Origin of the sequence: Streptomyces sp. NPDC093149 (assembly GCF_044754145.1) — a bacterium.
Classification (GTDB): domain Bacteria; phylum Actinomycetota; class Actinomycetes; order Streptomycetales; family Streptomycetaceae; genus Streptomyces.
This window is the reverse complement of record NZ_JBIVON010000010.1, coordinates 338,170-348,864: the sequence shown is the minus strand read 5'-3', so window position 1 is coordinate 348,864 and position 10,695 is coordinate 338,170. Positions and strand designations below refer to the sequence as shown.

Genomic DNA, 10,695 nt, shown 5'->3' with positions numbered 1-10,695 from the left:
CACCGCCGGCAACGACGCCTCCAACCGCTCCGACGCCGTGTCACCGTCCCGCCGACCCGTCACGACCCCGCCCTCCACGGAGACCTCGGACAGCAGCGTGACCTGCGGAACACCCAACCGCTCCGCCAGCACCGCCGGCAGCACACCCATCGTGCCGTCCGTCGACGCCATCCCACAGACCACCAGGTCGTAACCCGCCTTCTCGACCGCCTTCGCCAGCACCAGCGACGTACCCATCACATCACTGCCGTGCAGATCGTCGTCCTCGACATGAACAGCCTTGTCCGCACCCATCGACAACGCCTTGCGCAACGCGTCCTTCGCGTCCTCCGGACCCACCGTCAGCACGGTGACCTCCGCACCGTCCACCCCGTCCGCGATCTGCAGCGCCTGCTCCACCGCATACTCGTCCAGCTCCGACAACAGACCATCGACATCCTCACGGTCCACCGTCAGATCATCGGCGAAATGCCGGTCACCCGTGGCGTCGGGCACGTACTTCACACAGACAACGATCCTCAAGCTCACGCCGGCTCTCCTACTGCATCGTCATTTCTGGGCTGCCTTGTTGCACGCAGCATAGGCGCCTGATGGGGCGGTTTCCGGTCGGGGCGACCGGTGCTCCGAAGGAAATATTACTAGCCAGTACACCCAGTGCTTCACCCATGAGCAAGCGCTTGGAACTGTGATCTGGCCAACGTGCCGCACCCATGTGCCGCTGGGGATTCCTCAGTCCCGCAGGGCGGTGAAACGGCCCTGGTGATAGAGCAGCGGGCGACCGCCTCCGGCCGGATCTCCGACCACGGCCTCCGCGATCACGATCCGATGGTCGCCCGCCGGGATCCGGGCCACCACGCGGCAGACCAGCCACGCCAGCACACCGTCGAGCACCGGCACACCTTCGGGGCCGCTGCGCCAATAGGTGGACGGGCCGAACCGATCGGCGCCGCTGCGGGCGAACGTGGCGGCCAGGTCCTGCTGGTGCTCACCGAGTATGTGGACGCCGATGTGCTCGGCCTCGGCCACGACCGGCCAGCTGGAGGACGAGGTTCCGACCCCGAAGGAGATCAGCGGCGGCTCGGCGGCGACGGAGTTCAAGGAGGTGGCGGTGAAGCCGACCGGCCGGTCACCTGCGGCGGTGATCACTGCGACACCGGCGGCGTGCTGCCGGAAGACCGAGCGGAGGAGTTCGGGGGAAGCCGTACGGGAGGTGCCGAGCTCGGGCGAAGCCGTCATGGAGATGTCCTTCTGCGGGAGAGGTGTACGGGGGCCTTGTTCGCTCAGGCACCCGGACAGCGCGCACTCGCGTTGCGGGCGAGATCCACGTGGGCCCGGCCGTAGAGAAGGAGTTCCGGCGGCATAGCGTCAGACTGACGATGCGTGGTGGGTGCAGTCAAGGGCGTTCCGCAATGTGGGAGATGCATCACGGTCCGTCACATCGCCTGTCCCAGCGCGGCGACGACATCGACGGTGCGCGGCTGCCCGACGGCCCGGCGGACGATCCGGCCGCCGGAGTCGAGGACCAGTACGGTCGGCGTCCGGCTGATCCCCAGCTCGCGCACGAGAGTGAGATGCGCCTCGGCGTCGATCTCGACGTGGGTCACGCCGTCCACCATGCGCGCCACCTCGGCAAGAGTGCGCCGGGTGGCCCGGCACGGCTGACAGAACGCGCTGGAGAACTGCACCAGGGTCGCCTTCTCCCCCAATTCCGCGCCGAGTCGGGCCGCGTCCAGCGTTCCCCCGTGCGTCTGCCCGTCCACCTGCGGCCTCCTGTCAGAGCTCTTCGCAAGAGGTCAGCATCACCGGGCACCGTGGCATTCCCCGAGCGCGCACGTGACGAGAATCTCGCGCCCCGCGGCCCCTGAGACTGGCCACCGCGTCGCGCATGGGGCACGATCGGCCCATTGCCGCAAACCTACGGCTGCGTAACTTCCGCCGGGAGAACCCTCCCCAGGCGCTGAAGAAGGGTCTTCCCCAGATGGCAGAACTCGTCTATCGACCGGTCATCGGCGCCGCTCGTACGTTTTTCAAGGCGCTTGACCTGAAGATCGACACTCAGGGTTCCGAGCACATCCCGAAGACCGGTGGCGCGGTGCTGGTCAGCAATCACATCAGTTATCTGGACTTCATCTTCACCGGGCTCGCGGCGCTGCCGCAGAAGCGCCTTGTCCGCTTCATGGCGAAGGAATCGGTCTTCCGGCACAAGGTCTCCGGTCCCCTGATGCGCGGGATGAAGCACATCCCGGTCGACCGCAAGCAGGGCGAGGACGCCTATGCGCACGCGCTCGCCTCGCTGCGGTCCGGGGAGATCGTGGGCGTGTTCCCCGAGGCGACGATCTCGGAGTCGTTCACGCTGAAGAGCTTCAAGTCGGGTGCCGCCCGACTGGCCCAGGAGGCCGGCGTCCCGCTGATCCCGATGGCGCTGTGGGGGACGCAGCGGTTGTGGACCAAGGGACGGCCGCGCAATCTCAAGCGCAACCACATTCCCGTGACGATCCGGGTCGGCGAGCCGGTGGAGGCGCCCACCGACCAGTACGCCGGCGCGATCACCCGGCGGTTGCGGGAGCGGGTCCAGGAGCTTCTCGAAGCGGCCCAGCGCGCCTATCCCGTACGCCCGAAGGACGCCGGCGACACCTGGTGGGTGCCCGCGCACCTCGGCGGTACGGCTCCGACGGCCGCCGAGGTGCGCGGGGCGAGCTGACCCGGCCGGTTCGCGACCACGGCTGAAACGTCACTCCGGAGCACCGACGGCGATCCGTGCTCCGGAGCTCGGCTGCTGCGGCCACTCGGCGGGTTCGGCGCCTGCGGCTTCGAGTGCGCCGATCGTCCGAGCCGTTCGGTCGGCCGGCGGGCGGCCCCGTCCAGCAGGGCCGGCCCTACGCCGTCGAGGGCGGTGGGCGCCGGGGGCGTCGACGGCCTTGCCCCGGGACGGGACCTCAGAGCGCCGTGGGGAGAGTGCGCCACAGCTGCGGGCGGTCCTCGGCGGACCGCAGGCTGTGCAGTACCGCCGGATGCGGCGACGCATAAAGCACTGGATAGTCCACTTCACCGAATTCCGGCCGCACGGGCCACGCCAGCCGCTCGCCGTCGAGCGAGAAGTGGGCGTCGACGCCCGGCTTGTTGCCGCGGGGGTCCTGACGGTCCCAGCGGTCACGGCCGGGCAGCCTGACCGCGATCAGCCCGTGCAGGGGACCGGGCTCCCCGCCGTCCTCACAGAGCGCCTGGTAACACAGGGCGGTCGGAATGCCGGCCGCACGGAGGAGGGCGGCAAGGGCATGGGACTTGGCGTGGCAGATACCGTTGCGTGTCGCGAGGACGTCGGAGGCACGCCAGGCGACCCGCGGGTCGCCCGAGTCGGCCGAGTGCGGAATCGTGTCACGCACGAAGGCATAGGCGGCGGCCGCGTATGAGTATGCATCATCGGTCTCGCCACGGAGAGTGTCGACCGTCTCCCGTACCACCGGGTGCCCGTGATCGATGGCCTCGTCCGCGGCAAGGTAGGCGGAAAGTTCCGGGATCTGCTGGATCAGCTCCATGACCGTCGAGCGTAAGTATGCGGTCGACCGAATGTCAATGACTTTCCGGTCAACCGCATACTTATTCAGGCTGGTTACTTCGCCATCTCGTCCTTCAGCGCAAGGACGAACGCGTCGACATCGTCCTCCGTCGTGTCGAAGGAACACATCCAGCGCACATCACCGGCGGCCTCGTCCCAGAAGTAGAAGCGGAAGCGCTTCTGCAGCCGCTCGCTCACCTCGTGCGGCAGCCGGGCGAAGACGGCGTTGGCCTGGACGGGATGGAGGATCTCCACCCCGTCCACCGCACGCACACCATCCGCGAGCCGCTGGGCCATGGCGTTGGCGTGCCGGGCATTACGCAGCCAGAGGTCTCCGGCGAGCAGCGCCTCCAACTGCACCGAGACGAAGCGCATCTTCGAGGCGAGCTGCATCGACAGCTTGCGCAGATGCTTCATGGCACGCACGGCGTCCGGGTTCAGGACGACCACGGCCTCGCCGAAGATCGCCCCGTTCTTCGTGCCGCCGAAGGAGAGGACGTCGACGCCGACGGTGTTGGTGAACGTCCGCATCGGTACGTCCAGCGACGCCGCGGCGTTGGCTATCCGGGCCCCGTCCAGATGGACCTTCATGCCGTGACCGTGGGCGTGGTCGCAGATCGCGCGAATCTCGTCGGGCGTGTAGACCGTGCCGAGTTCGGTGTTCTGGGTGATCGAGACGACCTGCGGCATGGCCCGGTGCTCGTCGTCCCAGCCGTACGCCTGCCGGTCGATGAGCTCGGGCGTGAGCTTGCCGTCCGGAGTGGGCACGGTGAGCAGCTTGAGACCGCCCACCCGCTCCGGGGCACCGCCCTCGTCGACGTTGATGTGGGCGGACTCCGCACAGATCACCGCGCCCCAGCGGTCGGTCATCGCCTGGAGGGAGACGACGTTGGCGCCGGTTCCGTTGAAGACCGGAAAGGCCTCGGCCGTGGGGCCGAAGTGGCTGTGCATGACGCGCTGGAGGTGCCCGGTGTACTCGTCCTCGCCGTAGGCGATCTGGTGACCGCCGTTGGCGAGGGCGATGGCCGCGAGAATCTCCGGATGCGTGCCCGCGTAGTTGTCACTTGCGAAACCGCGTACCCGTGGGTCGTGGTGGCGTCGCGCGTCGGTCCTTACGGTTGTGGGGTCAGCCACAGGCGCTTTCCGTTCACTTCCGGGGCGGGCCGGTCCCAGACGCCGACGATGGCGTCGGCCAGATCCTTGACGTCGGTGAAGCCCGCGAATTTCGCATTCGGGCGCTCGGCGCGCATCGCGTCGTGCACCAGTGCCTTGATGACCAGGATCGCAGCCGCCGTTCTGGGCCCTTCCTCGCCCCCCGCCTTGCGGAAGGCGTCCGCGAGGGCGAGGGTCCAGGCCTCGGCCGCGGCCTTCGACGCGGCGTAGGCCGCGTTTCCCGCGGTGGGCTTGCTCGCCCCGGCCGCGCTGATCAGCACATAGCGGCCCCGGTCGCTGCGCTGCAGACCCTCCTGGAAGGCCAGCGAAGTGTGCTGGACCGTGCGGATCAGCAGCTTCTCCAGCAGGTTCCAGTCGGCGAGGTCGGTCTCACCGAAGGTGGAACTGCCTCGCCAGCCACCAACGAGGTGGACCAGGCCGTCGATCCGGCCGAATTCCTTCTCCGTCTTGTCCGCCCAGTCGCGGGTGGCGCCGAGGTCCAGCAGATCGACCGTGTCACCCGTGACGGTGGCACCGCCGTGGGCGTAGCGGGCGGCATCGACCGCCTCGGCCAGGCGGGTGGCGTCCGCGTCGGAGGCGACGACGGTCGCACCGGCTTCGGCGAGCCTCAGCAGCGCGGCCCGGCCCGCCGGGCCGCCGGCTCCGGCGACCGCGACCACGGCACCTTCGAGAGCACCGCTCCCGTTGCCCTTGCCGTTTCCGTTCATGGCCACCGCCTCCTCAGGACCGGCGCTCACGCGGCTGCCCGCTCGGCATCCGCGGCAGTGATCCCCTTGGTCGAGGCGATCACATTCTTCAGCTTCTTGGAGAGCGCCTCATAGAACATGCTCAGCGGAAACTCGTCCGGAAGCACCTCGTCGACGAGCTTCCGCGGCGGCTGCGACACATCGAGCGCGTCCGGGCCCTTGGCCCAGCGGGAGCCCGGGTGGGGGGCGAGATAGGTGGAGACGAGGTCGTACGCGGCGAACCAGTGCACGAGCTTGGGACGGTCGATGCCGTCGCGGTAGAGCTTCTCGATCTCGGCGCAGAGCTGATTGGTGACCTGCGGGGCGCGGTCCCAGTCGATTCGCAGCGTGTTGTCGGTCCAGCGGACGACGTCGTGCTTGTGGAGGTAGGCGAAGAGCAGCTGACCGCCGAGGCCGTCGTAGTTGCGGACGCGCTCGCCGGTGACGGGGAAGCGGAACATCCGGTCGAACAGCACGGCGTACTGGACGTCGCGGCCCTGCGGGAAGCCGTCGGCCTCCAGCTTCACCGCCTCCTTGAAGGCGGTGAGGTCACAGCGCAGCTCTTCGAGCCCGTACATCCAGAACGGCTGGCGCTGCTTGATCATGAAGGGGTCGAACGGCAGGTCGCCGTGGCTGTGCGTCCGGTCGTGGACCATGTCCCAGAGCACGAAGGCCTGCTCACAGCGCTGCTGGTCGCCGACCATCTCGCGGATGTCGTCGGGCAGCTCGATGCCGAGCAGCTCGACCGACGCCTCGGTGACCCGGCGGAAGCGAGCGGCCTCGCGGTCGCAGAAGATCCCGCCCCAGCTGAACCGCTCCGGGGCCTCGCGCACGGCGACGGTCTCCGGGAAGAGCACCGCGGAATTCGTGTCGTAACCCGAGGTGAAGTCCTCGAAGGTGATGCCGCAGAACAGCGGGTTGTCGTAGCGCGTGGCTTCGAGCTCCGCCAGCCACTCGGGCCAGACCATCCGCAGCACGACCGCTTCGAGGTTGCGGTCCGGGTTGCCGTTCTGGGTGTACATCGCGAAGAGGACCAGGTGCTGCACCCCGTCGGCACGGTCCTTGGCCGGCTGGAAGGCGAGCAGCGAGTCGAGGAAGTCCGGCACGCCGAAGCCGGCCGCGGCCCAGCGGCGCAGGTCCGCGACGAGGGCGCGGTGGTAGGCGGCGTCGTGCAGAAGCAGCGGGGAGAGCTCCTCGACCGCGGCGATCACACGCTCCAGGGTCGCCTCAACGACCGCCGGTGACGGCGCGTCCTGGGCGTCGAAGTCGATGGATCCGTCCTTCGACTGCCAGGGGCGGATCTCCTCCACGGCATTCTTGAGCGCGGGCCAGGCGGGGTGATCGACCACCCGTTGGTCCGTAGCTATGTCACCTGCGGCGACGTCGTGCACAAGAATTTCCGTCATCACACTTCCTCCACGGGAGAACCTCGCGTCAAGCAACCGTATCCGTGTGCAGTTCCTTCGGACAAGTGGGACTCAGAAGATTATCCTGCCGACCCCCCATGGTCACCGCGATTCTTCCTGCACAGCACCTCCAGGGCGACCACTTCCGTCGACCTGGCGCATTCCGGCGACTGCCGACCCGACAGACCTCGAACGCATGCGCGGCCAGACCGGGCGGGACGTGCCCCCGCACGGGCGACACGGCTCCGCGGACACGGCCGCAGACCGCCAGGACGGACGGCATCCGCCCTTCGCTCCAGCGCCGGAGATCCTCCGCATGAGTGTCCGTGCCGTCCATGTCGCAGTCGTCGTCACCGGGCTCCTGCCCGGTGCCGCTGATGTCCGGGAACACGGCACCGCATCCGACGCCGCGCGCTGGTTCACCAGGCATCGCGGGACAGCCCTTAGGCTGCCGAATTGCCGTAATGCCGCGGTGCTTCGTGGGTAGGAGCAGTCCGCGGGGAGACGCCGTCGACGGAAGCGAGTTGCCTTGTCCTTTCTCACCATCGGTCATCGCGGAGTGATGGGCGTCGAACCGGAGAACACCCTGCGGTCGTTCGTCCACGCGGAACGGGCCGGGATGGACGCCATCGAACTCGATCTGCATCTGAGCAAGGACGGCGCGCTGGCCGTCATGCACGACGCCGAAGTGGACCGCACGACGGACGGCAGCGGTCCGATCGCCGAGAAGACCCTCTCCGAGCTGCGCGAGCTCGATGCCGGGCTGGGCGAGCGGGTGCCGGTCTTCGAGGAGGTGCTCGACGCCGTACGGTCCCCCGTACAGGCCGAGATCAAGGATGTGACTGCGGCCCGCGCCCTGGCCGAAGTGATGCTGCGACGCGGCCTCGTCGACCGGGTCGAGGTGTCGTCGTTCCACGACGAGGCGGTCGCCGAGATCACCCGACTGGTACCGGGAGTACGGACCGTGCTCATCGCCAGCCGCTGGCGGAACGACGTGGTGGACCGGGCGAAGGCGGTGGGCGCGGCGACGTTGGCGCTGAACATCCGCCGCCTCACCCTGGAGGTGGTCGAGCAGGCACACGCCGAAGGACTGAAGGTCATCGGCTGGGTGGTGAACACCCAGGATCATCTGCGGCTGGTACGCGCCCTGCGGCTGGACGGCGCGACCACCGACTACCCGGAGATCCGCCGCGCCGGCCGCTTCACCGCTTGATCGCCGCCCCGGTCAGACCAGCTCCTTGACCAGGAGTTCGAAGGCGAGATCGTCACGCTGCGGGATGCCGAAGCGCTCATCGCCGTACGGGAACGGGCTGAGCCTGCCCGTACGGCGGTAGCCGCGGCGCTCGTACCAGGCGATCAGTTCCTCGCGCACCGAGATCACGGTCATGTGCATCTCCGTCACCCCCCAGCCGTCCCGGACGGTGCGCTCGGCCTCGGCGATGATCACCTTGCCGAGGCCGGCCCCCTGCAGCTCGGGACGGACCGCGAACATCCCGAAGTAGGCGGCGTCGCCGCGGTGTTCGAGCTGGCAGCAGGCGATGAGCGCGCCATCGCGCTCCACCACGAGCAGTCGGCTGCCGGGCGCTTCGACGACCTGGCGGACGCCGTCCGGGTCGGTCCGCTGCCCCTGCAGGAGGTCCGCCTCGGTGGTCCATCCGGCCCGGCTGGAGTCCCCGCGGTAGGCCGACTCGATCAGCGTCACGAGTGCGGGCACATCGGCGTCGGCCGCATCGCGGAAGGTCAGCTGCGAGTCCTGGGCGGGGGCTATGTCCATGGCGATGGCTCTCCGTTTCTCTGCTGTGGCCGTGCCGGAGCAGCGTAACGCGCATGTTCCGGCCCCAGGGCGGCTCGTTCGGGTCACGCCCGGCTCTCGTGCCCCGGCGCCCATGACGCCGGGAGCCCGCTCGCCATCGTGCACCAGGCCGTTAGAGTGCGGCGCATGGTTCATGTGCTGAGCAGCCGGATCCTGTTGCGTCCGGTCGATCCCGAGCGGTCACGGGCCTTCTACGGGGAGTCCCTCGGGCTGCCCGTCTACCGGGAGTTCGGCACCGGCCCCGAGCGGGGCACGGTCTACTTCCTCGGCGGCGGTTTCCTGGAGGTCTCCGGGCGCGCCGCCGCACCGCCGGTGCCCGGTCTCGAACTCTGGATGCAGGTCGCCGACGTCCGGGCGGCGCACGAGGAGCTGTCGGCCCGCGGCGTCGAGGTGCTGCGACCGCCGGTGCGCGAGCCGTGGGGGCTCGTCGAGATGTGGATCCGTGACCCGGACGGGCACCGGATCGTCATGGTGGAAGTGCCGGCGGACCATCCGTTGCGCCACCGCCCCTGACGGGGCCGCCCGTACAAGGGGCCGCCCGTACAAGGCCGTCAGTGCGGGGCGCGACTGCGCTCCGCACAGTCGACGAGCACGGGCAGGGCCCTTTCCAGGCTGCCGTCGTGGTCCGCGAACGGCAGGCGCAGATGGTGACGGAAGCCGTCCACGGCGGAGAACGCGGGGCCGGGCACGATCAGTACGCCCGCGCGGCGGGCCAACTGGGCGGTGGCCTCGGCATCGGCGCCGGGCATCTCCACCCAGAGGGCGGAACCTCCCGCGGGCCGCTCCCATCGCCATCCGGTGCGCTGGGCACGCAGGAGCCGTTCGGTCTCCGTCAGGCGTTCACGCAGCCGGGCACGGCGCGTGGCGCGCGCCTCCGGGAGTTGCCGGAGCAGCTGCACGGCCAGCATCTGGTCCACCACCGGGCACGAGAGGTCGACGGACTTCTTGATGTCGGCCAGACGGCGGACGACGGTGGAGGAGGCGCGTATCCAGCCCAGTCGCAGGCCGCCCCAGAAGAGCTTGGACAGGGTGCCGACGGTGGCGGTGGCGGCGGGCGGAAGCCGGGCGGCCAGCGAGACCGGTGCGTCGTCGTGGCACAGGGACAGTTCCGCGTAGGCGTTGTCCTCCACGGTGTACAGGCCCTGTTCGGCCAGCACGGCGGCCCAGGCACGGCGGGTGTGCTCGGCCATACCGCGTCCGGTGGGGTTGTGGACGGACGGCTGGAGATAGACGAGGCGCGGGCGGATGTGGCCGGCCAGCCGTGCGAGTGCGGCGGCGTTGTCGCCGTGGGCGGTATCGGCGGGCAGCGGGACCAGCCGCGCACCGCGGGCCCGCAGCGCTTCGAGGGCGCCGCGATAGGTCGGGTCCTCCACGATCACGGTGTCGCCGGGCTGGACCAGCCCCTGGGTGATCAGCCAGACGGCCTGCTGGGACCCGGCCGTCACCAGGATCTGTTCCGGCGAGGTCGGCAGGCCCGCCGAGCGGTGGTACTCGGCGATCCCCTCGCGCAGTTCGGGCAAGCCGTACGGCTGGTACCCGTCACCGGCCAGCGCGGCGGTGAGATCCCGCGCGGACAGCGCGCCGACCGCCTCCGCGACCGCGGGCAGGCCGTCCAGCGCACCGCTGGACAGGTCGATGACCCCCTCTCGGGTCCCGAAACTGGCCAGGCGCCCCTCGGTCGCCGGCCCGCCCACCGCGCCCGAACCCCGTAGCCGGGAGCCGCTCCCCTGCCGGCTGTCCAGCCACCCTTCCGCCTCCAGCAGCCCGTACGCCGCCGTCACCGTGCTCCGGCTGACACCGAGCGCCGCCGCGAGGGCGCGCTGCGAGGGCAGCACCGTGCCCGGGACGACGTCTCCCCGTTGCGCCAGCTCGCGCAGCGCCTCCGCCAGCAGCAGCGGCATCGCACCGGCACCGCCCTTGGACCACCCGGTCAGCAGGCGCGACAGGCGGGTGGGAGGAATGCGGTCCATGCCCCCATCATCACCCGCCGCAGGCCAATTGCCGCCAAGTGGTCTTTGCCGC

Annotated in this window: 12 protein-coding genes; 3 read left to right on the top strand and 9 right to left on the bottom strand. The window is 69.7% G+C overall.

Going from position 1 to position 10,695, the window contains the following annotated elements:
* The 3 genes from ACIQCZ_RS28880 to ACIQCZ_RS28870 all read right to left on the bottom strand — a co-directional run.
* A partial coding sequence (locus ACIQCZ_RS28880; protein ID WP_402286238.1) for an electron transfer flavoprotein subunit beta/FixA family protein occupies positions 1–528 on the bottom strand: 528 nt, incomplete at its 3' end.
* Positions 529–729: 201 nt separating this feature from the next.
* Positions 730–1,236, bottom strand: a complete 507-nt coding sequence (locus ACIQCZ_RS28875; RefSeq protein ID WP_402286235.1) for a flavin reductase family protein — start codon at positions 1,234–1,236, stop codon at positions 730–732.
* 197 nt (positions 1,237–1,433) lie between these two features.
* Positions 1,434–1,760 carry a TlpA family protein disulfide reductase gene (locus ACIQCZ_RS28870; RefSeq protein ID WP_402286233.1) on the bottom strand — a complete coding sequence of 109 codons (327 nt, stop codon included), beginning with the start codon at positions 1,758–1,760 and terminating at the stop codon, positions 1,434–1,436.
* A gap of 218 nt (positions 1,761–1,978) precedes the next feature.
* Here ACIQCZ_RS28870 and ACIQCZ_RS28865 point away from each other — a divergent pair, with 218 nt between their 5' ends.
* Entirely contained in the window at positions 1,979–2,701 is a 723-nt protein-coding gene (locus tag ACIQCZ_RS28865; RefSeq protein WP_402286230.1) for a lysophospholipid acyltransferase family protein, read from the top strand.
* A 235-nt stretch (positions 2,702–2,936) separates the two neighbouring features.
* On the opposite strand, the gene ACIQCZ_RS28860 is transcribed toward ACIQCZ_RS28865, so the two are convergent.
* The 4 genes from ACIQCZ_RS28860 to ACIQCZ_RS28845 form a co-directional block, all read right to left on the bottom strand.
* Positions 2,937–3,536 (bottom strand): transglutaminase domain-containing protein, encoded by a 600-nt coding sequence (locus ACIQCZ_RS28860; protein WP_402286228.1) that lies wholly within the window; start codon positions 3,534–3,536, stop codon positions 2,937–2,939.
* Between the two features lie 74 nt (positions 3,537–3,610).
* The gene (locus ACIQCZ_RS28855; RefSeq protein ID WP_391745666.1) at positions 3,611–4,690 is read right to left on the bottom strand and encodes a threonine aldolase family protein; all 1,080 of its coding nucleotides are present in this window, start codon (positions 4,688–4,690) and stop codon (positions 3,611–3,613) included.
* On the bottom strand, positions 4,669–5,436 hold the full coding sequence (locus tag ACIQCZ_RS28850; protein ID WP_402286225.1) for an SDR family NAD(P)-dependent oxidoreductase: 768 nt from the start codon (positions 5,434–5,436) through the stop codon (positions 4,669–4,671). Before ACIQCZ_RS28850 ends, ACIQCZ_RS28855 begins: the two co-directional genes overlap by 22 nt.
* 26 nt (positions 5,437–5,462) lie before the next feature.
* A complete protein-coding gene (locus tag ACIQCZ_RS28845; RefSeq protein WP_402286222.1) occupies positions 5,463–6,860 on the bottom strand; it encodes a DUF6421 family protein in 1,398 nt (465 codons plus the stop codon).
* Positions 6,861–7,389: 529 nt separating this feature from the next.
* Here ACIQCZ_RS28845 and ACIQCZ_RS28840 point away from each other — a divergent pair.
* The gene (locus tag ACIQCZ_RS28840) at positions 7,390–8,073 is read left to right on the top strand and encodes a glycerophosphodiester phosphodiesterase (RefSeq protein ID WP_402286221.1); all 684 of its coding nucleotides are present in this window, start codon (positions 7,390–7,392) and stop codon (positions 8,071–8,073) included.
* A 12-nt stretch (positions 8,074–8,085) separates the two neighbouring features.
* Here ACIQCZ_RS28840 and ACIQCZ_RS28835 read toward each other — a convergent pair whose 3' ends face one another.
* On the bottom strand, positions 8,086–8,634 hold the full coding sequence (locus tag ACIQCZ_RS28835) for a GNAT family N-acetyltransferase (RefSeq protein WP_402286218.1): 549 nt from the start codon (positions 8,632–8,634) through the stop codon (positions 8,086–8,088).
* Between the two features lie 165 nt (positions 8,635–8,799).
* Here ACIQCZ_RS28835 and ACIQCZ_RS28830 point away from each other — a divergent pair, with 165 nt between their 5' ends.
* A complete protein-coding gene (locus ACIQCZ_RS28830; RefSeq protein ID WP_402286216.1) occupies positions 8,800–9,186 on the top strand; it encodes a VOC family protein in 387 nt (128 codons plus the stop codon).
* Positions 9,187–9,224: 38 nt separating this feature from the next.
* Here the strand turns inward: ACIQCZ_RS28830 and ACIQCZ_RS28825 are convergent, their stop codons facing one another.
* Positions 9,225–10,643, bottom strand: a complete 1,419-nt coding sequence (locus ACIQCZ_RS28825) for a PLP-dependent aminotransferase family protein (RefSeq protein ID WP_402286215.1) — start codon at positions 10,641–10,643, stop codon at positions 9,225–9,227.
* Positions 10,644–10,695: the final 52 nt, after the last annotated feature.